At 46.3% G+C, this 26,864-nt stretch carries 20 protein-coding genes; 11 read left to right on the top strand and 9 right to left on the bottom strand.

What is annotated here, in order from left to right; genetic code table 11:
* Positions 1-297: 297 nt before the first annotated feature.
* The gene (locus tag H735_RS11325) at positions 298-1,602 is read left to right on the top strand and encodes a dicarboxylate/amino acid:cation symporter (RefSeq protein ID WP_005437888.1); all 1,305 of its coding nucleotides are present in this window, start codon (positions 298-300) and stop codon (positions 1,600-1,602) included.
* A 94-nt stretch (positions 1,603-1,696) separates the two neighbouring features.
* Here H735_RS11325 and H735_RS11320 read toward each other — a convergent pair whose 3' ends face one another.
* From H735_RS11320 to H735_RS11305, 4 genes are all read right to left on the bottom strand, one after another.
* Entirely contained in the window at positions 1,697-2,071 is a 375-nt protein-coding gene (locus H735_RS11320; RefSeq protein ID WP_009698021.1) for a YkvA family protein, read from the bottom strand.
* A 222-nt stretch (positions 2,072-2,293) separates the two neighbouring features.
* On the bottom strand, positions 2,294-3,418 hold the full coding sequence (locus tag H735_RS11315) for a M20 family metallopeptidase (protein WP_020195398.1): 1,125 nt from the start codon (positions 3,416-3,418) through the stop codon (positions 2,294-2,296).
* Positions 3,419-3,427: 9 nt separating this feature from the next.
* The gene (locus tag H735_RS11310; RefSeq protein ID WP_005374849.1) at positions 3,428-3,895 is read right to left on the bottom strand and encodes a YjiG family protein; all 468 of its coding nucleotides are present in this window, start codon (positions 3,893-3,895) and stop codon (positions 3,428-3,430) included.
* A complete protein-coding gene (locus tag H735_RS11305; protein WP_005437881.1) occupies positions 3,895-4,635 on the bottom strand; it encodes a nucleoside recognition domain-containing protein in 741 nt (246 codons plus the stop codon). The genes H735_RS11310 and H735_RS11305 overlap by 1 nt, the downstream gene beginning before the upstream one ends.
* Before the next feature lie 422 nt (positions 4,636-5,057).
* On the opposite strand from H735_RS11305, the gene H735_RS11300 reads away from it, so the two are divergent.
* Together H735_RS11300 and H735_RS11295 are read left to right on the top strand one after the other, a co-directional pair.
* Positions 5,058-5,381 carry a hypothetical protein gene (locus tag H735_RS11300; RefSeq protein ID WP_020195399.1) on the top strand — a complete coding sequence of 108 codons (324 nt, stop codon included), beginning with the start codon at positions 5,058-5,060 and terminating at the stop codon, positions 5,379-5,381.
* A 91-nt stretch (positions 5,382-5,472) separates the two neighbouring features.
* A complete protein-coding gene (locus H735_RS11295) occupies positions 5,473-6,189 on the top strand; it encodes a DsbA family protein (RefSeq protein WP_020195400.1) in 717 nt (238 codons plus the stop codon).
* Positions 6,190-6,301: 112 nt separating this feature from the next.
* Here the strand turns inward: H735_RS11295 and H735_RS11290 are convergent, their stop codons facing one another.
* The 5 genes from H735_RS11290 to H735_RS11270 form a co-directional block, all read right to left on the bottom strand.
* A complete protein-coding gene (locus H735_RS11290) occupies positions 6,302-8,362 on the bottom strand; it encodes an alpha-amylase (protein WP_020195401.1) in 2,061 nt (686 codons plus the stop codon).
* 180 nt (positions 8,363-8,542) lie between these two features.
* The gene (gene mtgA / locus H735_RS11285; RefSeq protein WP_027726629.1) at positions 8,543-9,217 is read right to left on the bottom strand and encodes a monofunctional biosynthetic peptidoglycan transglycosylase; all 675 of its coding nucleotides are present in this window, start codon (positions 9,215-9,217) and stop codon (positions 8,543-8,545) included.
* A 166-nt stretch (positions 9,218-9,383) separates the two neighbouring features.
* On the bottom strand, positions 9,384-11,612 hold the full coding sequence (gene glgB / locus H735_RS11280) for a 1,4-alpha-glucan branching protein GlgB (RefSeq protein WP_020195402.1): 2,229 nt from the start codon (positions 11,610-11,612) through the stop codon (positions 9,384-9,386).
* A gap of 226 nt (positions 11,613-11,838) precedes the next feature.
* A complete protein-coding gene (gene malQ / locus H735_RS11275) occupies positions 11,839-14,019 on the bottom strand; it encodes a 4-alpha-glucanotransferase (RefSeq protein WP_009706504.1) in 2,181 nt (726 codons plus the stop codon).
* A gap of 117 nt (positions 14,020-14,136) precedes the next feature.
* Positions 14,137-16,590: a glycogen/starch/alpha-glucan phosphorylase gene (locus tag H735_RS11270; protein ID WP_020195403.1), complete on the bottom strand. Its 2,454-nt coding sequence runs from the start codon at positions 16,588-16,590 to the stop codon at positions 14,137-14,139.
* A 568-nt stretch (positions 16,591-17,158) separates the two neighbouring features.
* Between H735_RS11270 and malT the strand changes: the two genes are divergently transcribed.
* The 8 genes from malT (at position 17,159) to sstT (ending at position 26,780) form a co-directional block, all read left to right on the top strand.
* Positions 17,159-19,867, top strand: coding sequence for an HTH-type transcriptional regulator MalT (gene malT, locus H735_RS11265; RefSeq protein ID WP_009706506.1), 2,709 nt, complete (start codon positions 17,159-17,161; stop codon positions 19,865-19,867).
* 649 nt (positions 19,868-20,516) lie between these two features.
* Positions 20,517-21,434 carry a polyprenyl-phosphate transporter gene (locus tag H735_RS11260; RefSeq protein ID WP_027726630.1) on the top strand — a complete coding sequence of 306 codons (918 nt, stop codon included), beginning with the start codon at positions 20,517-20,519 and terminating at the stop codon, positions 21,432-21,434.
* Positions 21,435-21,883: 449 nt separating this feature from the next.
* Positions 21,884-22,309, top strand: a complete 426-nt coding sequence (locus H735_RS11255; protein ID WP_005437869.1) for a hypothetical protein — start codon at positions 21,884-21,886, stop codon at positions 22,307-22,309.
* Positions 22,310-22,318: 9 nt separating this feature from the next.
* Complete coding sequence (locus H735_RS11250; RefSeq protein WP_009706507.1) at positions 22,319-22,930, top strand: SCO family protein; 612 nt, start codon at positions 22,319-22,321, stop codon at positions 22,928-22,930.
* Positions 22,920-23,387: a copper chaperone PCu(A)C gene (locus H735_RS11245; RefSeq protein ID WP_020195405.1), complete on the top strand. Its 468-nt coding sequence runs from the start codon at positions 22,920-22,922 to the stop codon at positions 23,385-23,387. The genes H735_RS11250 and H735_RS11245 overlap by 11 nt, the downstream gene beginning before the upstream one ends.
* Before the next feature lie 178 nt (positions 23,388-23,565).
* The gene (locus H735_RS11240; RefSeq protein ID WP_020195406.1) at positions 23,566-23,868 is read left to right on the top strand and encodes a PTS sugar transporter subunit IIB; all 303 of its coding nucleotides are present in this window, start codon (positions 23,566-23,568) and stop codon (positions 23,866-23,868) included.
* A gap of 254 nt (positions 23,869-24,122) precedes the next feature.
* Positions 24,123-25,199, top strand: coding sequence for a ribosome small subunit-dependent GTPase A (rsgA, locus tag H735_RS11235; protein WP_009706510.1), 1,077 nt, complete (start codon positions 24,123-24,125; stop codon positions 25,197-25,199).
* A gap of 363 nt (positions 25,200-25,562) precedes the next feature.
* Entirely contained in the window at positions 25,563-26,780 is a 1,218-nt protein-coding gene (gene sstT / locus H735_RS11230) for a serine/threonine transporter SstT (RefSeq protein ID WP_027726631.1), read from the top strand.
* Positions 26,781-26,864: the final 84 nt, after the last annotated feature.

The following is a 26,864-nucleotide window of genomic DNA, read 5'->3' as shown; positions in this document are numbered from 1 at the left end:
AAGATGCCTAGTTATGCACTTGGCGTCTTTTATCTCATCGTTATGCATCCAGTTTTCTACCATTTGAGAATGTAAGAAATCATTTCTATCGGTTGTAAATTCGATAAATTTGTTAATCAGCAAACTTTTTAACCAGCCAAATCGTTACAATTTGGTTAATATTCTATTTTTTAAAGTGACTAACTTCACATCTATCGACCATTCAGAGGATTATTCTTTCGTATTTTCGCACTCCGCTGCTAATCTGCACGCCGCCTTGAAGTGAACTCAAGGTGCATAACTATAAGGAGTGTTCTCATGAATACCAAGAAACCGATGTCGCTCACCAGCCGCGTAATTTTGGGTATGGTAGCGGGTATCTTGACAGGATTTGCAATTCGCACACTTTTTGCCGACAACGGATTTGTCGACGCATACATTGTTAATGGATTATTCGAAGTTGGTGGACAGATCTTCGTTGCCAGCTTAAAAATGCTTGTTGTACCGCTAGTATTTGTTTCGCTAGTTTGTGGTACCAGCTCTCTAAAAGACCTATCTACATTGGGTCGCATGGGTGGTAAAACCCTTGCTTTCTACGTAGCAACAACCGCTATCGCAATCACACTTGCTCTAACCATGGGGACGCTATTCCAGCCAGGTGCTGGTGCAGACCTAACCGCAGCAAGTTCATTCAAATCAGCAGAAGCGCCATCTTTGGGTCAGGTGATCATTGATATGTTCCCGACTAACCCAATCAGCGCAATGGCAGAAGGTAAAACCCTGCAAGTTATCGTGTTCGCCGTCCTATTCGGTATCGCGATCAGTGCAGCAGGTAAGCCAGGCGAGCGTATCGCAGCATTCTTCTCTGATCTGAATGAAGTAATCATGAAATTGGTTGCGATTCTGATGAACCTTGCGCCTTACGGTGTGTTCTTCCTAATGGCGAAGCTGTTTACAGGTCTTGGTCTAAGCGCAATCTTTAACCTTGCTGAATACTTCGTTGTACTAGCAGGTACGCTATTACTGCACGGCCTTGTGACTTACAGCCTGATGCTCAAAGGCTTCACTGGTCTAAACCCAATTACGTTCCTACGTAAGATGGAAGACGCAATCATGTTTGCTTTCTCTACAGCATCATCGAACGCGACCATTCCAGTGACAATGGAAACGGCTAAGCACCGCATGGGTGTTGAGAACCGCGTATCATCGTTCACAGTACCGCTAGGTGCAACCGTGAACATGGACGGCACGGCGATCATGCAAGGTGTGGCGACAGCGTTCATCGCACAGGCATTCAACATCGACCTAACTATGGGTGACTACCTAATGGTTATCATGACGGCAACATTGGCGTCTATCGGTACCGCAGGTGTTCCTGGTGTTGGTCTAGTAATGCTAGCAATGGTATTGAATCAAGTAGGTCTGCCGCTAGAAGGTATTGCACTTATCATGGGTGTTGACCGTCTACTTGATATGATTCGTACCGCAGTTAACATCACCGGTGACAGCGCAGTGACTATCATTGTTGCGAAATCGGAAGGTGCACTGGATGAAACTCGCTTCAACGATCCAAAAGCTGGGGTCGCAGAAGAAGAGGTGCATCTGAAACGCGCGGAAGCTTAAACCTTCCAAACTCAATTGTCCTGTCTAAATGAAAGCCCCGATGGAAACATCGGGGCTTTTGTTTTATTTGAAATCTGAAGAATAGGTAATAACCCTATTCCGTCATCGAACTCAGCTTTTCTCTCGCTTGTTCTTCATGCTCATCAGTGATGGCATTGCCGACCGAGTTCGCTGCTAGAGTCAATGCTGCCATGTCATCGGTAAAGCCGACACCAGCGAGTACGTCTGGCACCATATCTGTTGGTAGGACGAAGTAAGCCAGCGCGCCACCTAAGATAGCCTTGTGGCGAACGGAGGTATTGGAATCTGCCATCGCGAGCCATGATTTAATGCCCATAACCGCAATCTCTTCACCTGCTTTCTTGACGGAGTTTTTCATTTTACGCCAAAAGGTTTTCTCATCTGGCGCTTGCATCGTTTGGTCTAAGACGTCATCGGACGCCGAATTTACAGACATGCTTGTGGTCATCGTGCCTCCTAAATTTATGACTGTGGCAAAGATATTAAGACGATGAACCTGAACGTAGGATTAATAGCGAGTAATGATAATGAAGAAAGGAAACAAAATGGCTAGATAAAAAAATCCCCAAACCGAAGTCCGGGGATTATTGCTTTGGATACCAAAAGGTTTTGAAACCAGAAGTCTTGGAAACCAACAGCTTTGAGAACCAAGCTTTAGAAGCAGAATGCCTTATTGAGCAATCTTCTCCAATACACGCATCAGCATTTTGATACGTGGTTCAATAGACTCAAGCAACAAGTACTCTTGGTCACTGTGGAAGCCTGCACCGATAGGTCCTAGACCATCCAAAGTTGGAACGCCAAGAATCGCCGTGTTGTTTGCATCAGAGCCGCCACCCACTTCCTTCCAATTGATGTCGATCGCCAGTTCACTTGCCGCTTCTTCAACTAGCATCATCAGGCTTTCTGTTTGTGGGCTTGGCACCATAGAAGGCTTATAAGCTTCACGAACCAATTCGATACTCATACCATCAACGAACGGTGTTTCCAGCATACCATTTAGCTTGCTATCAACATCATCGTATTCTTCGTTGCTCCAGAAACGCACATCCACGATCGCTTCAGCATGTTCCGGGACGATGTTCGCACCGTTACCACCAGAGACAATACCCACATTCAACGTAGTACCAGATTCAAAGTTGGTCATTGCATTGACTGCGAGAATCCAATTCGCCATCTCAGTGATTGCGCTGCGACCATTTTCTGGCTCGTTACCTGCGTGAGCTGCAACGCCATTAAAGGTCATTTTGTAGCGAGCCATGCCTTTGCGCGCTTTCACTAAACCGCCATCTGCACGTGCTGCTTCTGCAACCAGTACATTCTTTGCGTTTTTCGCAACTGATTGAATCCAATCCACAGAATCGAGAGAACCCGTTTCTTCATCTGGGTTCATGCAGATAGCGATAGACAGCTTATCCAACACCGCTTGGTCTAGATTGCGCATCGCGTATACGATGTTCAGCAAGCCAGATTTCATGTCCGAGACGCCCGGACCGTAAGCTTTCTCTGCATCTTGAGACATCGGACGAAGCTCAGCAGTACCCACAGGGAACACGGTATCCATATGACCAATCAGCATCACGTCGATTTGCTCAGCTTCCGGCTTATTTCGAACTTCAAGACCGATGCCTGCCCTGCCACAGTCGATGCGTTTTACGCTCCAACCTGACATCGCTTGGTACTTCTCTTCAAATTGAGAAGCGATGAACTCGATACCATCAGTCGTGTAAGTGCCACAATCCACATTGATTAGCGGACGTAGCTCTTCTAGATATTCATTTAGAGAGAATTGCATGACTCACTCCTAGACAAACAGATTCATCACCAGCATTGCGCCAAACGCGTTCAATACTGAGATTGCAATCATAACTGGGATGTAACGACCTTCAGTACCAATTGGGCCCATGATACGCCCCATGTACTGAACTTGAGAGCCCATTAGGTAGATAGCAGGCGCAAGAATCGCAATGTGCGTACCGTTCAGGATGCCTTGGTCAAATAGCGTGATTACTACGCCAACCGCGCCACCCATCGACATCCAAGCGCCGATCAATACCGCTGCTGCTTCACCCGGAAGACCAAACACCGCCATGATTGGAGAAAACACAGTGCCCATCAGATCCAGCGCACCAGTGATTTGCAGCGCTTTGATGATAACGAACGCCATCAATACGTTAGGAACCGTAGAGGTCGTCGCAATTACCCAACCTTTCTTAGCACCTTCGACGAAGATATCCGTCACCATTGGTTTTTTCGCTTTAACGTCACCCATTATGCCGTCTCCTCTTTTAGGTTCTCTGATTTGTTTTGGTCTTGTTTGTCTTCTTTACCTTCCGTCATGTTTAGGTAGATACGGAACAGGTTCGCGCCGATGATCTTAAATGCGAACATCACCACAACCGCTAAACCAATAGAAGACGTTACCGCTAGAGAGCCGTCAGCCATCGTCAGCGTGAACAGAACAGCACCCGATGAGAAGAAGTTCACGATGGTTGCACCCGCAGTGAACTGGAACATAGTAAATACATCCGTTTCACGCTTAGTTAGGTGACCTTCATCTTTTAGCTGACGCGTCATTGCCGCACCGGCATCGGTACTTTGTAGAGAAGCAATCAAAGCCAAACCAGAGTTACCAGGGATACCCATTAGAGGACGTAGAAGAGGAGTAAGAAGCTTACGAGCAGCTTCAAGTGCACCGTAGTGCTCAAGTACGTTGATCATACCTAATGCGAACATAACGGTTGGAATCAAAGTAAGTGCGAAAATGAAACCGTCACGAGCACCGCTACCGCCAGTACCACGGAAAGAGGTAGTCGCAGCTTGTACCGCGCCATCCGCACCTTCCGTTACGCCGTAAGCCACTTTACCGAAAGAGCCATTAAGCGTTGTAAAGTCGAATACACCGTACCATTCGTTGGATTGCATCAGACCAGAAAAGAACACAACCGCAAACGCGAGTGCAATGTAACACCCGATCGTCACCTTGCGTTCAGCATGAACAGGGCTTGTCATAAATTCACCTATGTATGTGGAACAGAACGCATAGATGATCCCTTGAACGACGTGCTAGAGAGATGATCAAAATCAATCCATTTACCGAACAATCATGTCACTCAATTATGAAGTTTTATTTTATGATTTGAATCACATTTAAAAGATAATAAATATTTATGACCAAGATAAGGTAGATTTATCTAACTATCAGCGAATCCCATCCGTTAACAAAACAAACCAAAATTATGAACAAGTTTGTTATTAGCCACACCTTCGACGTGCTTCATGGTTTGTTGCTTATTTGAGATTTCTTGACCAAAAATTAACAAAAGTTCTGTGTAATTTATTTTAGGGTGGTTCGGTCATTACTTAGAGACTTACTCAGGGTTTGCCTTTTGCTTCGATCACAATCCAACATCGCTCGATGGACACTCGCCCTTGTGGCTTGGGTTATCGTGATCTGTTTAAGTAAAAATGCAGGCTTCTACCAATCTTGCCCTCTGATTGGCGTGCAAGTGACAACTGAACACGCTGCTGCGCAGCAACAAAAGAGCGAGAAAGGGCTGACTAAGCAGTGTGAACTGTCTGAAAAGCTGATTCAGGCTTCACAAAACCATCTCGACAGCTTCATTGTTCCCTTATTCCTATTTGCGTTTGTCTTGCTGTCTATCACCAGCACCGACCGTAATGCTCTCCGCCATCATACCGAGCCGATACCCGACAAATATCGGGTGCACCTCAAGTTATGTGTGTTTAGAGAATAAAACCCGATTGCTATTCATCCCCAAATCAATTGTTTTATTTTTAATCACTTCGCGACAAAAACCGCGAAGAAAGAGAGTTTTAGGAAATATCATGAAATTCACACGCACACTATTAACTGTGGCTATCGCGCTGGTACCTCTATTTTCACACGCAGCAGAAAAAACGTCAGAAGAGAAGCTGCAAGAAATTACTCAACTGCTGAAAGAAAACCCGCAGATCCTAGATTCACTGCATCAAAACCTACAAGACTACGTCGCTTATCAAAAGACGTTTAACGCGACTTTGGATGAAGCGCGCGCCTATCTTAACGACGGCAAGCACTCTTACTTCGGTGCAGAGAACCCTGAACTGACGATCATCAACGTGACTGATTACAGCTGTCCTTTCTGTAAGCGTCTTGAAGGTGAGTTAGTGAAGGTAGAGAAAGAATACCCGCAGGTGAAAGTGCTGAACATGACGGTATCGTTCAAAGAACAGTACGAGAAGAACGGTTACAACTCGGCAAGTTACGCATTGAATGTTTGGCAGAACCAACATGACAAGTACAAAGAAGTGCACGACTTGTTGGTGAAGAAGCCGGGGCCACATGATGCAAGTTCACTACAAAAAATCGCTAAGAAGACTGGCACAGAAGCACAGCTTGTCGACGACAAAGAGACCAAAGCGTTGTTGGATAAAAACTACGAGTACTTCACTCGCTTAGGTCTACGAGGCACACCAGCGATCATTATTAATGACCAAGTCATTCCGGGTTATGTACCTTTCGAGGAGCTTGAGAAAGTTATCGACCAAGAGCTAAAGAAATAACTATCGAAATAGATAGCTATTGAAATAGTAAGTAAACATCAAAAACAACAAAGCCCTTCCCTGAGAACTCAAGGAAGGGCTTTTTCTATCTAAGCTTAAAACGAAGTTCTAACTACTTGTCACGCCCCACAAACGCTACAACGACTTTGTCATTGCCAAGCGAACGAGAGAACACGTACGCGCCTTCTTGTTCAATCACTTGATGCTGACCTGCACCAATCGCCGGGTGCGCTTTACGGAACTGACCAAGAGTTTGCCAGTGTTTGAGCAGCGCTTGCTTCTCATCAGATAGCTTCCATACCATGTCAGACCGTGTGCCTTGATGGAAATCATCCGCGTAAGGACCAATGTTACGACCCACTTCGTCACCATAGTAAACCTGAACCGCTCCTGGGCTTAGAAGCAGTGCATTCGCGGCGTTACGCTGCATGCCATAGTCTTTGAAGCGAGAGAAGAACAACTCGGTATCGTGAGAAGACATGTAGCTTACTGGGTTGAAGTCTTTCTCGTTGGCGATTGTGTCTGCGTAACTTTGGTAGGTGTCTGCCATTTGGCTGAAACACGCCGCGCCTTTGTCTAACTTCTTCTGCATGTCGAAGTTAATCAACGCATCAAAGCCATCGTCAAAGTAAGGGCTGCGATAAGCGGTATGCCCCCATACTTCACCCATCATCCAGAATGGCTGACCTGACTTACCGTTCTCTTTACGCCACTGCTCAAGACTGCTTGAAGCCTCTTCTTTCAAGCGTTTCCACACATCGCCTTCAACGTGCTTCACCGTATCAACACGGTAACCATCAATACCAAAGCGTTTCACCCAATCAGTTTGCCACTCAATCAAGTAATCGGAGACGGTGTAATTGTCACGCGCCTCTACGCGAGTATCAGGGTTATCCAATAGCCACTGCGCAGGCTTCACGGCTTTGTCTGATTCGGTGATAAAGTCAGGCAAACCCGCCAATGACATAGTGATATCACTGCTGCCCGGAGCTGGGTATCCCGGTAGACCTGTTCTTACCCAGTCACCGCCCCACCATTTCGCCCAGTTTGAACTCTGGTAATCAATATTCTGGTGGTAGCTATGCCAATTTTCACCCGCTTTTGGTTGCCAGTCGCCCCACTTCTTCGGTAAATCAACGTTTGGTTTTAACACCTCAATACCGTCAAATTGCAAATCGGCTAACGTTGAGTAACCGGTGTGGTTGATTACTGCGTCCATCAAGACTTTGAGACCACGCTTATGCGCCTCTTCCACCAGCACTTTAAGGTCATCTTCGTTACCAAAGTTCTCATCAATCTTGGTAAAGTCACGCGTCCAGTAACCGTGATAAGCGTAGAATGGGAATGAGCCGCTATCGCCACCGCCCACAAAACCATGTACTTGCTCAACGATTGGCGATAACCAAATCGCATCTGTACCTAGGCTCTTGATGTAATCTAGCTTTTCGATCACGCCTTTTAGATCACCACCGTGGAAGGTGCCGATCTCTTCTTTACCGTCTTTCTTGCGACCATAGCTGTTGTCATTGCTGGTATCGGCATTGTTGAAACGGTCGACCATCACGAAGTAAATGTTGGCATTACGGTAATCAAACGGTACTGCTTCTTTGGTTTTCTTCACTGGCTCTAGTAGCACCAAACCGCCTGAATCTTTGCTTGGTGTCAGCGATACTTGCTGATCTTTTACTTCGACAATTTGACCAGAATAGGCATCACGCAACTTGGTGCCATCGGGGAAACTGTCACCTAACGCAATGGTGACTTCACCACCTTGGTAAACCTCACATTGCACTTGTGGGATTGGGCGTTTGAATTCAGTCTTAGCAGCTTTCTTAGGTTCACGCTTGAAGCGCAGTGTTTTCGCTTCCGCATCAAAAGCAAAAGAGTAATCACCGGTAAAGCGGATTTTTAACGGCAGTTCTGTTGGTTTTCCGCAGTTCAGCGCGATAGGTTTGTTGAATTTGACCTTCTGACCATCAGGCGCGACACAGTCGCCTTCAACGCCAGTGATTTTAAGCGTATAGCCATCTTTGGTTAAGGGCACAACTAGAGGCTGCTCTGTACTTAAAGGAAAGTCACGGCTGTTGGTTGTGGTAGAAATGGTGATGTTTGGCTCGGCGATGGCACTTGCCGATGCAAGCAGTAAGGTAGTCGTAATCAGATTCAGTTTCATCGTTCAGTCCATTGGTTGCGCATAGACGCAGTATTCGTGTTGTAGTTTTATTCACACTAATAGTAAATGGATGAAAAACTGAGCACATCATTCTGAAAGGCTACGCCCTAAAGCTTGTGACGCTTCACATTTTGCTTTTATTGGGGCGTAGTTCTATTTATGAGCAGGGTAAAAGGGAGTTTAAAGCTGAACGCTACCAAGGTTTCGCATTTGTCTCATCGCCCAATTGACGCGGCTGATGGTGTAAGAAGTCTGAGGGTAGACTTTGATGCGATACGGATTTGGCAGCACCACCGCAAGCCTTGCAGCTTGGCGTGTTGAAAGTTGTTTAGCTGGAATACCAAAATAGTTTTGCGCAGCGGCTTCCGCGCCATAAATACCTGGGCCAAACTCCACCACATTCAAATACACTTCGAGAATGCGTTCTTTACTCCACATCGCTTCCATCAGCAGAGCAAAATAAAGTTCATACGCTTTGCGCACATAAGAGTGTGAAGGAAACAGAAACACGTTCTTTGCAGTTTGCTGAGTAATCGTGCTCGCACCGCGAGAAGGGCCGTTCTCGCCAGACTCTGAGATCACTTTAAATAATGAATCAAAATCCACTCCGTAATGAGTCGGGAACTTTTGATCTTCTGTCGCAATCACGGCCAATTGAATGTGCTTAGAAATGTCACTCAAAGGCACCCATTCATTTTGACTCTCTTCAGGGAATCCCTCTGGAGGAGAAATCATGCGGCTGATCTTCCATCCCCAAATTGGTGGATCGACGTATTTCACTATGCCAACGAGCATCACTGGTAAAAGCAAAAGCACCAATAAGATATTGAACAGAAGGGATTTAATCTTTCTCAAAGTCCGACCTAGCTTGATTTCATAAAACAATATGATGCAAGTATAGAGTATGCAGTCTGTTTATCGTTAGTGAAAACTTGGTCAAAAAAAGCCCGATTTACATTGTAAAGCGGGCTTTGTATTGATTGTGTGTTTTGGCTAGTTAAGTTTGTTTTACGAACTCAACTTACTTTGCCAGTTTGTAGAATACGGTTGATAGTGGCGGTAGACGCAGCTCAAGAGACTGAGGCAGCGATTCGCTCTCTACTTCTTCTGTTTCTACGCTGGTTAGCACTTCAAAATCGCTTCCATCATATTTCACATCATCAGTATTCAACAGAAGCTCGTATTTACCTTCCATCGGAACACCCAAACGGAAACGCTCATGCGGCACTGGTGTGAAGTTGCTGATCACCAATACACGCTCACCATCTTGGCTAATACGTTCATGTGCAAGAATGCTCGAATCGGCTTCATCTTGCAGACGCCATTCAAAGCCAGCAGGCACACAATCTTGGTCGTGCATCGCCGCTTCATTACGGTACAAGTGGTTTAAGTCACGAATCAGCGCTTGTACGCCTTGGTGGCGTCCAAACTCTAGTAAGAACCATTGCAACTGGTCATCGTGGTTCCATTCTGCTGTCTGGCCAAGCTCTGCGCCCATGAAGTTTAGCTTCTTACCCGGTTGACCGTACATGTAACCAAAGTAAGCACGTAGGTTCGCCGTTTGTTGCCACTCATCACCCGGCATCTTGTTATGGATAGAGCCTTTGCCATACACCACTTCATCATGAGAAAGCGACAGTACGTAGTTCTCGCTGTGTGCGTAAACAAGCGGGAACGTGATGGTATTGTGGTGGTACTTGCGGTGAATAGGATCTTCTTGGATGTAAGAAAGACTGTCGTGCATCCACCCCATGTTCCACTTAAAGCCGAAACCTAAACCGCCCATAAAGGTCGGCGCAGATACACCCGGGAATGCAGTCGATTCTTCTGCAATGGTCATTGCGTTCGGGAAGTGTTTGTACACTTCTTCGTTCATCCACTTCAGTGTTGCGATCGCATCATAGTTCTCGTTGCCACCATCTGCGTTCGGGATCCATTGATCGTGGCTGCGTGAGTAATCTAGGTAGAGCATCGACGCAACAGCATCAACGCGGATTCCATCAATATGGAATTGCTCGAACCAGTACAGTGCGTTAGACACTAGGAAACGGCGCACATGCTCACGACCTAGATCGTAGATGTAAGAGTTCCAATCTTGGTGCCAACCACGGCGAGGATCTGGATCGTGGAACAGTGGCGTACCATCAAAATTCGCTAAGCCATGATCATCCGATGGGAAGTGCGCAGGTACCCAATCCAGTACCACACCCAAGCCAGCTTGGTGACACGCATCAACGAAGAACTTGAAATCATCCGGAGAGCCGTAACGACTGGTCGGCGCAAACAAGCCAACAGGTTGGTAACCCCAAGAACCAAAGAACGGATGTTCAGAAACAGGCATAAGCTCAACGTGGGTGTAGCCCATGTCTACAAGGTAAGGTACTAATTCAGCGGCCAGTTCACGGTAGTTTAGGAAGTCGCCCTCTTCGTTGCGTTTCCAAGAGCCCGCGTGCAGTTCGTAGAAAGACAGCGCTTCATCACGTTTCTGCGTCACTGGACGGTTTTGCCATTTTGCGTCTTGCCATTGGTAACGGTTGTGATCGTATGTGATCGATGCAAATGACGGGTATTGCTCTGAGTAGAAGCCCCAAGGGTCTTGTTTATGAGGAAGCCCTTCCCCATTCGGACCTTTGAGTTCAAATTTGTATTGTACGCCTTCTTCCAAACCAGGAATGAATAGGCCCCAGATACCATAGTCTAGGCGTTGCATTGGATGACGACGGCCATCCCACTGGTTAAAGCTACCCACTAGGCTGATAGCAGATGCATGAGGTGCGTAAACAAGGAAACGCACACCAGAGATGTTTTCGCCACCGCGCTCAATGGTCACAAATTGTGAACCCATGTAGCGGTACATGTCTTTTGGTGTGTGTAGGTGTTCGTATTCTTGGTAGATGTTGTGGTATTGGTAAGGGTCGTCAATGAGCTGTTCTACACCATTCCAGTCTACTGCAAGTTGGTAATGCGTTAGATGCAAATCGCGCTTGTCTTTTAAGATGAAGCCGCTTTCATCTTCACGCTCTAGCTCAATTCGAGGTTCGCCGCTGATAACCAATTCAACTTTGTCTGCACCCGGCATCCAAACACGTAACGATCCTTCGCCGTCAGCAATGAATGGACCAAGTGACGCAAACGGGTCTGAGTAAGCCGCCTCAGCTAATAATTCGTAGGCGCGTTCGTATTTTTTCTTTACCTTGGTTTTCAAATCTTTCTCCCTAGCACCGATATTCTCCTTATGGTTTTTGAACATCGGATTTCCTCAGCCAAACGTTGTGAATTCACACAATTATAAAAGACCCAATCCTATTCAAACATTGAATAAAACGGCGTCAAAAAACAAAAATGCCCGCTATTGTTGCGGGCATAATAACGGTACTTCATCCTAACGGATTGTGCCGATTTAATGAGTGACCTAGGCTGTACTTTCGTACCTTGGCGCAATTAAATTCGCGAATTCCTACATCACTCATTCCACCTTATTTGCTCGCTTTCGCGCGCACTTCAGTGAGGCGCTTAGAAATACGGTTTACGTCTTCGCGGCTGAAGATTTCATCTAGGTTCATCGACAGTTTACGACGCCAGTTTGGATACTCATCTACCGTGCCAGGAATGTTGACCGGTTGGTCCATTTCTAGCCAGTCTTCAAGCTGAACACTCAGTAGTGCAGAGTCACCCGCAGCAACGTGCAATTGAAGCGCTTCGCTTAGGTGGCAATCCATTGGAACATACTGTGCGTCATGGCCGATGCCTTCTGGTAGGTAACCGTGCCAACGAACGCTGTCTAGGATGCCTTGCTTACACTTCAGACGGTCATCAAACAGACCTTCTAGTTGTTGCTCGTCTGGGTACAGACCAATCTCACGACCCATCTTCAAGTCGTCGCAGTGCCAGAAACCGCGTAGTGTTGGCATATCATGCGTACACAATGCCGCCATAGACTGCTCAGCGTAGTGCTTCGGAGAAATAAAGCCGCCGTCGTCTTTCGATGTTTCGAAGAAGAACACTTTGTATGAGTGAACGCCTGCGTCACGTAGGATATCTACGATTTCATCAGGCACTGTACCCAAATCTTCACCGATTACAGAACATTGATGACGATGAGATTCTAGCGCTAGGATTGCTAGCATGTCTTCAACTGGGTAGTACAGGTAAGCACCTTCTGTCGCTTTCTCGCCTTTTGGAATCCACCATAGACGAAGTAGACCAAGAACGTGGTCAATACGCAGCGCACCACAGTGTTTCATGTTTGCACGCAGTAGCTTGATGTATGCATCGTAGCCAGTTGCTTCCAACACTTGTGGGTTTAGCGGTGGTAGACCCCAGTTTTGACCTAGTGGACCAAGAACATCTGGTGGCGCACCGATGCTTGCATCCAATACTAGCGCGCCGTCATCAGCCCAAGTCTCGCTGCCTGAATCTGCAACACCTACAGCAAGGTCGCGATACAGACCAACTGTCATGCCTTTTTCTTCAGCTAGCGCTTGCGCTTCTTTGATTTGATCGTCTGCAATCCACTGTAGGTACATGTACAGGTGAACACGGTCTGCATTGTCTTTGATGTACTTCTGAGTTGCTGCTGCATCGAACGTGCGGAACTTCTCAGGGAATACCGGCCAACCCCATACGCTTGAATCTTCTGCGTGTAGCTCACCGTGCAGCGCATCAAATGCTGCTTGGTGAAGTAGGCTCTCGCCGCCAATTTCTACGAACTCTAGGAACGCACGAGCACGGTCTGTGTTCTTGTCTAGATGACGCGCTTTAAACTCGCTAAATAGCAGCGGAAGAATGCTCATCTTAAGCTCAGACACTTCGGTGTAGTTCACCCAGTGTGATTCACGTGCTTTTTGTAGACGTTGTTGGAATTCAGCGCTACCAACACGTTGCTGTGCTTCTGCACTTAGTGCGAACTCAGGCACAGAGCTTACGTCGATGTACATGATGTTCAACCAACGACGAGAAGACGGGCTGTATGGGCTCGCACCTTCTGGGTTCGCTGGGAACAATGAATGAATTGGGTTCAAACCAATGAAGTCACCGCCACGAGATGCGATGTCACTCACCAACTGCTTCAGGTCACCGAAGTCACCGATACCCCAGTTGTGCTGAGTACGCAGTGTGTAAAGCTGGATGCTTGGGCCCCATAGCTTTTTGTGTTGGTTTAGGTCTTCTTGTTTGAAACACGCTTTAGGTGTGATGATCAGCGACATTTCGTAAGGGGTCTTGCGACGCTTACGGCTGATGATCAGTTTGTGGTAACCCCATGCCAAGTTCTTTGGCAATGCAAACACTAGAGGGCCACCCTCAGCTCGTTCATCACGAACAATTTGCGACTGAAGATAGCCTTCAAGTACCTCTCCTTGTTCTGTTTCTAAACGCCAGCTAAATTCGCTCTCGCGAGCACTCGTACCTAGGTTTAGTTCCACTTCGACTGGTTCGCCGTCGCGTAAAACAAGAACAGGGGCTAGTACGTCTTTCTTATGTTTTTTCTCAGCAGAAGCCAATAGCTTCTCATCGCTGCTAGTATCGTAGCCAAGTGAAGTGAGCAAGCGGCGCAGTGTTTCTTCAGAAACTTTTGCCTCGTCTCCCCACGCGCTGACGTAGCTATCAGCTAATCGCGCCATGTCTGCGACTTTCTTTAGTGCTGTTTGTTCTTTCATCGCTTTCTCCGAAGGTAATACCAACACCTTCCATGTAGGGTTTTATTGTTATCAATAACTAATCTTTGAAAATGACCAAAGGTAGCGCTCGGCTACCTTGGTCTTAACTGGGTTCTATTAGCGTTTCACCGCTTCAAGTTTCCAGATGTTGTTCACGTAGTCGCGGATAGAGCGGTCTGATGTGAACTTACCAACTAGGGCAGTGTTAAGAATCGCTTTCTTAGCCCAACCTGCTTGGTCTTTGTATTGTTTGCCCATTTCTTCATGCGCTTTCACATAAGATGCGAAGTCAGCAAGACATAGGTATGGGTCACCGCCATCTAGTAGGCTATCGAATGTAGCGCGTAGTAGGCCTGGTTGACCTGGCGTAAACTCTTCACCTGTTAGTAGGTCTAGAGACGCTTTCAGTAGGTGATCTGCGTTGTAGTAGTCGTAAGGGTTGTAGCCAGCTGCTTTAACCGCTTTCACGCCTTCAACATCAAGACCGAAGATGTAGATGTTCTCGTCGCCCACTTCTTCACGAATCTCAACGTTAGCACCATCCATCGTACCGATAGTTAGGGCACCGTTAAGAGCCATCTTCATGTTACCTGTACCAGATGCTTCTTTACCCGCTAGCGAGATTTGTTGTGAAACGTCTGCCGCAGGGATGATGATCTCAGCCATGCTCACGCGGTAGTCAGGGATGAATACCACTTTCAGTTTGTTACCGATGCGAGGATCGTTGTTGATCTTCTCTGCAACCTTGTTCACTGCGAACATAATTTCTTTCGCTAGGTGGTAGCCCGGTGCTGCTTTTGCTGCGAAGAAACATACGCGTGGCTCACACTCGAAACCAGGTTCGTTCAGGATGCGGTGGTATAGAGATAGAATGTGTAGCAGATCTAGATGCTGACGCTTGTACTCGTGTAGACGCTTGATTTGAACGTCGAAGATAGCGTTAGTATCTAGCTCAATACCCATGTTATCTAGAACCCAATCAGCAAGACGCTGTTTGTTTTCTTTCTTAACAGCCATGAATTCTTTTTGGAATTTCGCGTCTGTTGCGTATTTAGCGATGCCTTCTAGCTGCTCTAGTTTCGCAGGCCATTCTGGACCCACTTTCTCAGTAATTAGCTTAGATAGACCTGGGTTACAGAACTTCAGCCAACGACGAGGAGTGATACCGTTCGTTACGTTATGTAGACGAGTTGGGTACATCTCGTGGAACTCTGGGAATAGGTCTTTCTTAACCAATTCAGAGTGAAGTGCTGCTACGCCGTTCACTGCGTAAGAACCGATTACACATAGGTTAGCCATGCGAACCATGCGGTTGAAACCTTCTTGGATGATAGAAAGCTTCGCTTGCTTCTCACCGTCACCAGGCCACATCTTACGAACTTCTTGTAGGAAGCGGTGGTTGATTTCAAAAATGATTTCCATGTGACGTGGAAGTAGACGCTGGATTAGCGACTCTGGCCATGTCTCTAGTGCTTCTGGAAGTAGCGTGTGGTTAGTGTACGCGAATGTCTGAGAACTGATTTCCCAAGCCGCTTCCCAAGAAAGACCTTTCTCGTCCACTAGGATGCGCATTAGCTCAGGGATAGCAATTGTTGGGTGCGTATCGTTAAGCTGGATAGTCTCTTGCTTTGGTAGATCCGCTAGCGAGTAACCTGCTGCTTCGTGGCGACGTAGGATGTCGCGTACAGATGCTGCTGAGTGGAAGTACTGCTGCATTAGACGCAGTGTTTTACCTTTCTCGTGGTTATCGTTCGGGTAAAGCACTTTAGTGATGTTGCCTGCGTCGATCAGAGCGTGCTGAGCTTCGAAGTAATCACCATTGTTAAAGCTTTCTAGTGAGAATGGTGCGATAGCCTGACATTCCCAAAGACGTAGAGGGTAAACCGTGTCTGATTCGTAACCTACGATAGGCAGATCCCAAGGCATTGCTTTTACAGACATGCCAGGAACCCATTTACGAACTTCTTTACCGTTCTCGTTTACCACTTCAACGTGACCGTAGAAGCCGATTTCTTGCGCAAGCTCAGGGCGAGCTACTTCCCAAGGGTAACCTTCAACACCACGCCATGCGTCTGGTGCTTCTTGTTGACGGCCGTCTTTGAACGATTGCTTAAATAGACCGTATTCGTAGTGTAGGCCGTAACCTACAGTTGGGAATTCTTGCGCCGCACATGAATCCATGAAACATGCTGCTAGACGACCTAGACCACCGTTACCCAGTGATGGGTCGCGTTCTTCTTCTAGAAGGTCTGTTAGGTTGTGACCTAGCTCAGCCATAGCTTCAGTGATCTCTTCGTAGAGACCCATGCTGATTAGGTTGTTACCAGTCAAACGACCGATAAGGAATTCTAGTGAAAGGTAGTTAACGCTTTTCGCTTCTTGGATGCGAGCGTCTGCTTCAGTAGCAAGCAAATCACAAGTCGTAAACTCAGCCAATGCACGACCCATTGCTAGGTACCATGCGCGGCTATCTGCATTTTCAACTGTGTGAGCGTAAGTCACAGATAGATGTTTCTTTACGCTTTCTTGGAACGACTTCTTGTCAAATTGTTTCTGTTGAGTAGGTTTCATTAAGAAATTCTCACGTCTTTTAGTAATTCATCTGCCATACATCGTGCATTTCCCTCTGTGAATAAACATCCTCCCATTTATCCTCCCTACAAGGAGGAGGGGGTAGGGCGTAGAGGGCGTAAGGTTGCAAACTTAGTGATCCAAATCGCAACACAGCAGCCTATAACCCTATTCTTAGTGATTCGGATCACAGCCAACTTTGAGAAAGGTTAAATTTTGTTCATGACGTTTTTTATTCGACAACTCTAATCTGATGTAAAAACTGTCTTAGTGATCACATTAAGCCTTTTAACATCGATAAATTTTCCGTAATAGATGTGCAACTCTTTCTACATGGAATCAATACCACCGGCTTTTAAGTGACCAAAATCACAAATACAGGGCGTAGTTGGTGGCATTTGCAGCAACCCTTGAGAATTAGGAAGTGGATCAAAGTAACAACCGATTCTGTTGTCGTAACATCGCAAACGACTCACCAGCCTGTACACTTTTTACACAAACTAGAATTTAGTGGTGTGAGTCAGTTTCTAGTTTCGCTAGCTCAAAAAATTTAAGGACAGAATTAATAATGTGGATTCCATCTAAACTTACTCGCCCTGGCCGCTTGCATAATGCGATCGTCCGTCCGCGAGTGTTGGACTTACTACAACAAGCGCCTTACTACAAATTGGTATTGTTCCGCTCGCCTGCTGGTTACGGAAAAACCACCATGGCAGCACAATGGTTGTCAGATAAACCCAACGTAGGTTGGTACAGCATTGATGACAGTGATAACGACGGTTTTCGCTTCGTTAACTATTTGCTGCAAGCTTTAAACAAAGCCACCAACTACAACTGCTCTAACGCTCAGAAATTGGCTGAGAAACGTCAGTTCTCTTCTTTACGCTCTTTATTCAGCGAAGTTTTCGCTGAGATGGCGGATTTTCAGCACGAGTGTTACGTCGTATTAGATGATTATCACCTGATCACCAACGACGAAATCCATGAATCGATGCGCTTCTTCTTAAAGCACATGCCAGACAACCTAACTGTTGTTGTCACAAGCCGTGCAGCTCCGCCGCTGGGGACGGCGAACCTGCGTGTACGCGATTTGATGATCGAAATTGGCAATGAAATGTTGGCATTCGATACTGAAGAAACTACGCGCTTCTTCAATCAACGCATTGCCGACGGCATCGATGAAGACATGGCAAACAACCTACGCACCTATGTGGAAGGTTGGCCATCAGCGCTGCAGCTTATTGCGCTGCAAGCTCAGCATCAAAACCGCACATTGGCGCAAACCGTAGAATCTGTTTCTCAATTCAATCACGCTCACCTTTGGGATTACTTGGTCGAGGAAGTCTTTGATCTCTTGGATAAAGAGACTCGTCACTTCTTGATGCAGGTCTCGGTACTGGATCATTTCAACGATGAGTTAGTGTTTGCACTAACCCAGCGTGAAGACGCTCTGGGCATGATTGAATCACTCAACCGCTACGGTTTGTTCATCTACCCACTGGAAGGTGAGCAAAACTGGTTCCGTTTCCACAACTTGTTCGGCGAGTTCCTTTCGCATGAGCGTCAGGCGCGTATTCCTCAACAAGAAAAAGACCTTCATCGCAATGCCGCGGTTGCTTGGCTAAAGCAGAAAGCACCACATCAAGCAATCCACCACGCTCAGAAATCTAACGACACCGATTTAATCGTTGAAATTTTGAATGAGTTCGGTTGGAAGATGTTCAACCAAGGCGAGTTAACAACGCTAGAGTCTGCCATCAACCAACTTGATAAAGATCTGCTGTTCAGCCATCCGAAATTGTCGATGCTAAGAGCTTGGCTGGCACAGAGCCAACACCGCTACAACCAAGTTGGTAAGCTATTAGCAGAAGCAGAAGAAGAGCATAAAAAGCGTAATATCGAACTCGACACTGGTTACCAAGGACAAGCTAATGCCCTACTCGCTCAGGTCGCGATCAACAGCAACCAACCAGAGCACGCATTAGAACTTGCCGAGCTCGCGCTTAGCCAACTTGACCCAACCGTCTACCGCAGCCGTATCGTGGCTACGTCGGTCGTTGGTGAAGTTAACCACGTATTGGGTAAACTCGACCGCGCGTTGCCGATGATGCAACAAACCGAAAAACTGGCTCGCCAGTATCAAGTTTACCACCAAGCGTTATGGGCCATCTTGCAGCAAAGCGAAATCATGATCGCGCAAGGTTACGTTCAAGCAGCATTTGAACTGCAAGATTCAGGCTTTCGTTTGATCGAAGACCAGCAGCTTCAGCACGTACCTCTTCACGAATTCTTGCTACGCATTCGCGCTCAAGTATTGTGGTGCTGGAACCGTTTGGATGAAGCAGAAGAGTGTGCGTACAAAGGTCTGCAAATTCTAGAAAACCACTCGCCGAGCAAGCACTTACATAGCTACTCAATGTTGGCTCGTATTGCGATTGGTCGTGGTGAACTGGATAAAGCAGGCAAGTTTATTGAGCACATCCAGCATTTGATGAAGCAATCGACTTACCACGTTGATTGGACAGCCAATGCCTCACTTTCTCTGATCTTGTTCTGGCAAGCACGTGGGAACACAGAAGCGATTCAAGAATGGTTGAATACAGCCGTTCGTCCTGAATCAGCGTGTAACCACTTCCAGCAACTGCAATGGCGTAACATTGCTCGTGCTCATATCAACCTTGGTCAGTACGACGAAGCACGCCAAGCTTTGGACTTCCTACAAAGCGAAGCGAGACGTACTAACCTAGTAACAGACACAAACCGCAACTTAGTCGTAGAAGCGGTATTTGCTGCGCGTCAGAAAGATGAAGAGCAAGCCAAAGCATTGCTAAAAGAAGCACTAGTGATGACCAACCAAACAGGTATGGTTGGTAACTTCTTAATCGATGGTGCAACCATTGGCGGGTTGTTAGAGAAGCTAAGCCTTCGTCATGAGTTAGGCGATTTGGAACGTCACCGTGCTCAGCAGTTAATGAAAGACATTTCATCTAATCAGCGTAGCCGCTCTATTCACTTCGATGAGGACTTTATCGAGAAGCTAGTCAATCACCCGAATGTGCCTGAGCTGGTTCGTACTAGCCCACTGACTCAACGTGAATGGCAAGTGCTTGGTCTGATCTACTCTGGCTTTAGTAACGAGCAAATCGCACAAGAGCTGGATGTCGCAGGCACAACGATTAAGACTCACATTCGTAACTTGTACCAGAAGCTCAACATTGCCAACCGTAAGGAAGCAATCGTCACAGCAGAGAACTTGTTGCAGCTGATGGGTTACTGAGCTGGCTAAATAAATTAGTGCTAAATACTAGGGTTGGCGTCATGCGTCAGCCCTTTTTTATTACTAATTCATCGTTGAAAAGTGCAAATTGCAAAGCACGTAGGAAACGTTGTACATATATTACAGACAAAAAATAGCCAACCGCAATTAAGGCGATTGGCTTATGTATGATGTGAACAATGTGTATTCACTAACAACGTCAGTTGGCTAGGTGACCCTCGGCTTAAGAAGGGTCGAAAAGAATTATGCATTAATCATGCCAATTTGAAAAGCATTATTTTTGGGCACAAGATCTCATATCAAATCTTGTTACAGCCTTAATTTTTGCATTATGCAAAGCCAGAATGCAAAACGCAGTTGCAAGACGCAATCTAGTCACATAAGTGATAAATAAATCATCAATTAGCCAGATTCACGAGATTTATTGTTTAATTAGGTTAATTTAGACAGTGTTGAGCGATTTATATTTCACTCTCTTCACCCTATCAAATCTCGTTTATCGCCCTGTTTTTATTTGTAGGAAATCACTAAAGCTCTTCTGCTTCTCTGATAAGCAATCATTTCGATATCTTCCGAAACACTATTTCATACTTTTTTGACATCAATGTTTGTATACTCACTGCCATCAACATGACTTAGTACTTGAGAAATGAACTATCTAATCACCTACTTTAAAGGAATGGCCATGGGTGCAGCCGATGTTGTCCCTGGCGTATCAGGCGGCACCATTGCATTCATCACCGGCATTTACGACACGCTGCTAGAAAGCATTCGACGTATTAACCCATCACTTTTCTCGATTTGGAAAAAAGATGGCTTCAAAGCCGCATTTAACCATATTAACGGCTTCTTCCTGATTTCACTGTTTGCGGGCATTTTCACTAGTATCGCAACATTGGCAAAACTGATCAGTTGGCTATTAGAAACTCACCCGATTCCAATTTGGTCTTTCTTCTTCGGCCTGATTTTGGTGTCGGTCTACCACATCATTCGCCAAGTAGAAAAACGCGATGCGATTCGCGTTGTTGCCCTCTTGATTGGTATTGGCTTTGCCTACAGCATCACGGTACTCAAACCACTTCACATGGAGCCAACTGCAATCAACACCATTCTTGCAGGTGCGATTGCGATTTGTGCAATGATTCTACCGGGCATCTCAGGCAGCTTTATTTTGCTGTTGATCGGTATGTACGCTCCAGTGTTAGGCGCAGTGAAAGGTTTCCAAATTGATATCCTTGCCTTGTTCCTTGTTGGCTGTGTGGCTGGTCTATTGTCTTTCTCTCACCTGTTATCTTGGTTACTGCGCAAATTCCGCGATTTAACATTGATGTTCCTAACAGGCTTGATGATCGGTACGCTACCAAAGATCTGGCCTTGGAAGGAAACATTGACATGGCGTACGAACTCGAAAGGCGAGCAAGTGCCATTGCTAGAGCAAAACCTGTCACCGTTTGAGTTTGAGCACATCACATCTCAGCCATCGCAACTGGTGTTAGCTGTGATCATGATGCTAGCTGCTATCGTACTGGTACTTGGTTTAGAAAAGTTTGCGGATTCAAACAAGTAAATCTGAACCACAATTCCATCATTTAAGAAGCGGAGCCATTGGCTCCGCTTTTTTTATTTACGCTTTACAAACAATAGGTTTCAAATAGATAGGAATATACCCAAGTGACTTCAAGATGCAGGATTCAGAGCGTTGTCATTGATTCGAGGGCAAGGAAAACAACACAGCGTAATAGCCAGCTATTTCCAAGTTGTTTGACGCAGCAATCGGGTCAATGACACGCTCCCAAAGGGCGAGTTGCTTTGGCTTGTATACTTTGTTGTCGATTCTTGATTTAGCCCCACCAAACCTTTAAATCGGCGCCGCGTCTACAAACCAAATCATTCTCGCTGAACCAAGCATCTCGAGGTTACTTGGGTATAGTGCACAATTTGTTGAAGTTACGAGTTTTCGTACATTCCATCTGTGCTAGGATGCAGACAATGTTAAGTGATAAATACTGAATCTTAATGAAAGTGTTACAAATCGCAGGGATAGCCGTTGCACTGGTTGCAGGCTTTTACGCGCCTACCCTGATCAAAAACTTCTCTTCAGCGCCCGAGCCTAAGTCGCTCGATGAGTACTGTTTCCTCTCTACTGAACCTTGCATCCAACATGATGTTGCGATGACGCTTAGCGTCGATACTGCTCAACCTCTGATCCCAGCTCAGCTCGAAGTCGAATGGCAAGACAGCGAAGCCGATCAGCTTGTATTAAGTTTGGTTGGTCGAGAAATGGAAATGGGCGAGCCAAAATTCATGCTGAAGAAAGTGGCGCCGGGTAAATTCGTGGGCGATGTGACATTGCCCGTTTGTACACAAGATTCGATGACGTGGGTTGGTGAGCTTTCCGACGGTAAAGACACCATCTACCCAGCCCTCAAAATGCAAAGATAAGGAATTGATATGAGCCGTAATTGGTCTCTCTTTCTCGTGGTTGCTTTTGTCCTCGGCTTTGGTACCAAAACGTATCTAGATGGACAAAAAGACGTAGAGAAAAAACAACAAGTCGCGACCGAACAAAGCGTGTTGTTCGGCGAAGGCGATAAACCTGTCGATATCTTCGATACCAGCGATGATCGCATTCGCATTGTTTACTTTGGCTTTACGCGTTGCCCAGACGTGTGTCCGACCTCATTAGCCATGCTAGCAGGCGCACTCAATCAAATCGACGATGCGCAAAAAGCACAGTTGCGCCCGATGTTCATCTCGCTTGATCCAGAACGCGACGAAGCAGATGCATCCGCCAAGTACGCCCACTACTTCCACCCGATGATTGAAGGTCTGTCAGCGCCACTTGATGTGACCACCCCACTTGCTCACAAGTACGGTGTCATTTTCCGTAAAACGGAGCTAGAAGGCTCAGAGCTAAAATACACACTCGACCACAGCTCTTACTTTTATTTCTTGAAGCCTGACGGCACACTCATCACTAAAGTGCCACATACCTTAACGCCTGCGCCAATTGTCGAGGCGATAACCAAACTGACTGCAGAAGGAAAAACCAATGAAAGCTAAGCATGCAATCAAAACGTTAGCCCTCTCCGCCCTACTTCTAAGCCCTCTGGCACAAGCAAACCTCAATGTCATGCCACATGAGCCGTATGCACGAGCCATGGCGCCAGGTGCTGTAACAAGCGCAGTGTTTGTGACGTTTGCTAACCGAAGCCAAGAAGACATCAATATCGTTGCAGCAGAAACCACTGCTGCAGGCAAAGTCGAGCTGCACGATGTAATTAAAGAAGGCGATGTGATGAAGATGCGTCAGGTAGACCACATCACGCTAGCTGCAAAAGAGACTACCGAGCTAAAACCGGGCAGCCTGCATATCATGCTATTCGACCTTAAAAAGCCGCTTAATGAAGGCGACGAAATCGAGGTGACAGTGACTTACGACAACGGCCAAAAGCAAAGCTTTACCGCTCCGGTCAAAAAAGTCATGGCTGGAATGAAAAAGCACGAACATCATCATTAATGCTTCTTCACTTCATCGATTCAAAGCTCCTCCAACGTGAGGAGCTTTTTTATTCCTCTCTCTTTTCTCTAAGCAGTATTCGCCAAGCTATCAATGCACGATTTTGTGTCCTAAATCAGAGCGAAGCAGCCAAAGCTGAGATATAAACAAGGCTTTGCTGCCAAACGAGTTTCTCGCGATGTTAAAAGTCCTTTCTCGCGTCTTCAAAATGCTGACGCACGTGAATCCAAATCTGGAACAAGATGTCGACACCATCATTGACGCTATCGGTGGCATGGATAATTTGGTGGAAACCGGAGCTTGTGCGACAAGGCTACGCCTCACACTAAAAGACACTGCAATCGTGAATCAAAAAGCATTGAAAGCACACGGAGCACATGGCGTGGTGATCATCGATGAACGCCATATCCAAATCATCTACGGCGTAAAAGCCAATACCTATTCACAAGAGATGGAAGAACGTCGAATAAAACACATATAAAACGCGAAGGAGTTGTAAGAATCGAATCACAGCCGCTATACTCCGGCCGTTAACTCACCAACTAAGAGGAAATATGATGATTGTAATGAATAACACTAACTGGGCAGTGAAAGGGTAAACGTCCAACTTTTTCTCGTGGCTAAGCCACAACTCCTCCCTTCCTTGCCCGGTTTTCACCGGGGTCAGCTCTATGCGAATTAGACCCTAATGCGATTTGTATTAAGGCGCTCTGTTGCGTCTGGGATAATTCAACAATGAATAAAACACATTCTTTTTGTGAAACACTACTAACTCAACCTAACCCATTAAAGCTATTAGGCTGGAAACCGTTTTTTCAACAACAACTGACGTTAGACGATTACGAGAACACGCTTTTCGCGCGAGTGATTGCTCACCATCGTAGTGGTTACGTTGTGGTTAGCGAACAAGGTGAAACTCACTTACCTATCCATACCTCGTTACCCAGCATGACCGTTGGTGACTGGGTGATACTCAACCACCAGCAGCAGTTTTCTCGTTTACTTGAGCGCCGCAGCTTATTCAGCCGTAAAGCCGCTGGCAGCAAGGTCGCTGAACAACTTATTGCCGCCAACGTAGATACGGTCTTTATCGTTTGTTCACTCAATCACGACTTTAATCTCAGCCGCATTGAGCGCTACTTGGCACTCATCAATGAAGCCGATGTAGAACCTGTGATTGTACTGACCAAAGCAGACTTATGTGACGACGCTGACGAGCTCAAAGCTCAGGTACAAAAGCTCGATCCACTGCTTATGGTAGAGAGCGTTAATGGCTTGGACGAATCAGACGTTGCCAAGTTGATGGGTTGGTGTGGTGAAGGTCAAACCGTCGCCTTTATCGGTTCTTCTGGGGTAGGAAAATCGACCTTAGTCAACACCCTACTTGGCGAGCAAGAACAAGCAACTGGTGGAATTCGTGAAGATGACAGCAAAGGTCGACATACGACGACCTCGCGCTCAATCCATCTATTGCCTTCCGGTGGGATCTTAATGGACACACCGGGAATGCGAGAGATCCAATTGGCAGATTGCGAAGCTGGTGTAAGTGAAACGTTCGCTGATGTTGAAGCGTTAGCAGAAAACTGTCGATTCAGCGATTGTCAGCATCAAACGGAGCCGGGTTGCGCGGTTCAAGCCGCAATTGAAGATGGCACATTAGAGATGCGCCGCTTTACTAACTACCAAAAGCTACTGCGAGAACAAGCCCACAACGGCGCGACTCTCGCAGAGCAACGAGCTCAGAGTAAACAGTTCGGAAAAATGGTACGCAGTATCGTTGGCGAAAAGCGCAAACACCAACGAGGTTATTAACTTGTTGCATTTGCGTAATCAATAGAACAAAGGAGGCTAACGCCTCCTTTTTTAATAACTTAGTGAAAAACCATCATTCATACTTGGCGACACAAATCAACATAAAAGACCAATAACAGCAACATTGTGCAAACATTTAAACTAAGAACAAACTAAAACTAGACACAAAATATTACCAAGCTAAGATATGTGATATTCAGCAAGAAAATAGCTGGATTTATAAAAACAGGATAATTGATAATCAGGACGTCTTAGCAACACAACAACAAGGTTCAGCCCCTTCATACGAGGGAACATTACGCCGTGTAATGACTGAAACTTGCGCTGCTGCTGAGGCAAAAATTGCAGGAATGATGTATGCAAATGCAACACAACAGTCTCGTTGCCCGATACGCTCGCGGTAACCTCGTTCTCCAGATCCTCGTCGGTATTGTTTTGGGTATTCTGCTTGCGACTATCTCACCAAGCCACGCTGAAAGCGTTGGTATGTTGGGTAGTCTGTTTGTCGGTGCTCTTAAAGCGATTGCTCCTATCTTGGTATTCATTTTGGTTGCGGCTTCTATCGCCAACCAAAAGAAAAACCAACACACTTACATGCGTCCAATCGTCATTCTTTACCTAGCGGGTACCTTCTTTGCGGCGCTAACCGCAGTAGTACTAAGTTTCCTTTTCCCGACCAATTTAACGCTAGTAACGGGCGCTGAAGGTGCAACGCCACCACAAGGCATTGCAGAAGTTATCCAAACCTTGCTGTTCAAGCTGGTTGATAACCCAGTAAACGCACTAGTAGAAGCGAACTACATCGGTATTCTTGCTTGGGGTGTGGGTCTTGGTCTTGCACTTCACCACGCATCAGCAACGACGAAAGCAGTATTCGAAGATCTAAGCCACAGTGTTTCTCACATTGTTCGCTTTATCATTCGTCTTGCGCCTTTCGGTATCTTCGGTTTGGTTGCATCTACATTTGCAACAACTGGTTTTGGCGCGCTAGCGAGCTACGCTCATCTTCTAGCGGTACTACTGGGTTCAATGTTTATCATTGCACTAGTGGTTAACCCGGCGATCGTGTACTTCAAAACGAAAGAAAACCCATACCCATTGGTGTTCCAATGTCTACGTGAAAGTGGCGTAACGGCATTCTTTACGCGTTCAAGCGCTGCGAACATTCCAGTGAACATGAACCTATGTAAGAAGCTAGACCTAGACGAAGATACGTACTCAGTGTCTATCCCACTAGGTGCGACCATTAACATGGCGGGTGCAGCAATCACTATCACAACCCTAACGCTAGCAGCGGTACACACTATGGGTATCGACGTTGACCTAATGACAGCGGTACTACTAAGTATTGTTGCAGCAGTATCAGCGTGTGGCGCATCAGGTGTTGCAGGTGGTTCTCTACTACTAATCCCACTAGCATGTGGTCTGTTTGGTATCTCAAACGACGTAGCAATGCAGGTTGTAGCGGTTGGCTTCATCATTGGTGTGATTCAAGACTCGGCTGAAACAGCGCTAAACAGCTCAACAGATGTTATCTTCACTGCGGTTGTTTGCAAATCAGAACAGAAGAAAGCTCAGTAAGGCTTAAGCATCTGTAAGATATACGCATCTTTGATGTAAGAAATAGAAAGGGGAGCCAACGAGGTTAATGCCGATCAGTTAAAC

Origin of the sequence: Vibrio owensii CAIM 1854 = LMG 25443 (assembly GCF_000817815.1) — a bacterium.
GTDB lineage: Bacteria > Pseudomonadota > Gammaproteobacteria > Enterobacterales > Vibrionaceae > Vibrio > Vibrio owensii.
The sequence above is the reverse complement of the archived record's forward strand: the minus strand, read 5'-3'. Positions and strand labels throughout refer to the sequence as shown.

Coding starts and splice junctions, on each gene's coding strand:
- glgB (WP_020195402.1), bottom strand. CDS start 11,612: ATGTTCAAAAACCATAAGGAGAATATCGGTGCTAGGGAGAAAGATTTG.
- rsgA (WP_009706510.1), top strand. CDS start 24,123: ATGAATAAAACACATTCTTTTTGTGAAACACTACTAACTCAACCTAAC.
- malT (WP_009706506.1), top strand. CDS start 17,159: ATGTGGATTCCATCTAAACTTACTCGCCCTGGCCGCTTGCATAATGCG.
- H735_RS11305 (WP_005437881.1), bottom strand. CDS start 4,635: ATGACAAGCCCTGTTCATGCTGAACGCAAGGTGACGATCGGGTGTTAC.
- malQ (WP_009706504.1), bottom strand. CDS start 14,019: ATGAAAGAACAAACAGCACTAAAGAAAGTCGCAGACATGGCGCGATTA.
- H735_RS11315 (WP_020195398.1), bottom strand. CDS start 3,418: ATGCAATTCTCTCTAAATGAATATCTAGAAGAGCTACGTCCGCTAATC.
- sstT (WP_027726631.1), top strand. CDS start 25,563: ATGCAACACAACAGTCTCGTTGCCCGATACGCTCGCGGTAACCTCGTT.
- H735_RS11270 (WP_020195403.1), bottom strand. CDS start 16,590: ATGAAACCTACTCAACAGAAACAATTTGACAAGAAGTCGTTCCAAGAA.
- H735_RS11325 (WP_005437888.1), top strand. CDS start 298: ATGAATACCAAGAAACCGATGTCGCTCACCAGCCGCGTAATTTTGGGT.
- H735_RS11250 (WP_009706507.1), top strand. CDS start 22,319: ATGAGCCGTAATTGGTCTCTCTTTCTCGTGGTTGCTTTTGTCCTCGGC.
- H735_RS11245 (WP_020195405.1), top strand. CDS start 22,920: ATGAAAGCTAAGCATGCAATCAAAACGTTAGCCCTCTCCGCCCTACTT.
- H735_RS11240 (WP_020195406.1), top strand. CDS start 23,566: ATGTTAAAAGTCCTTTCTCGCGTCTTCAAAATGCTGACGCACGTGAAT.
- H735_RS11310 (WP_005374849.1), bottom strand. CDS start 3,895: ATGGGTGACGTTAAAGCGAAAAAACCAATGGTGACGGATATCTTCGTC.
- H735_RS11295 (WP_020195400.1), top strand. CDS start 5,473: ATGAAATTCACACGCACACTATTAACTGTGGCTATCGCGCTGGTACCT.
- H735_RS11260 (WP_027726630.1), top strand. CDS start 20,517: ATGAACTATCTAATCACCTACTTTAAAGGAATGGCCATGGGTGCAGCC.
- H735_RS11255 (WP_005437869.1), top strand. CDS start 21,884: ATGAAAGTGTTACAAATCGCAGGGATAGCCGTTGCACTGGTTGCAGGC.
- H735_RS11290 (WP_020195401.1), bottom strand. CDS start 8,362: ATGAAACTGAATCTGATTACGACTACCTTACTGCTTGCATCGGCAAGT.
- H735_RS11320 (WP_009698021.1), bottom strand. CDS start 2,071: ATGACCACAAGCATGTCTGTAAATTCGGCGTCCGATGACGTCTTAGAC.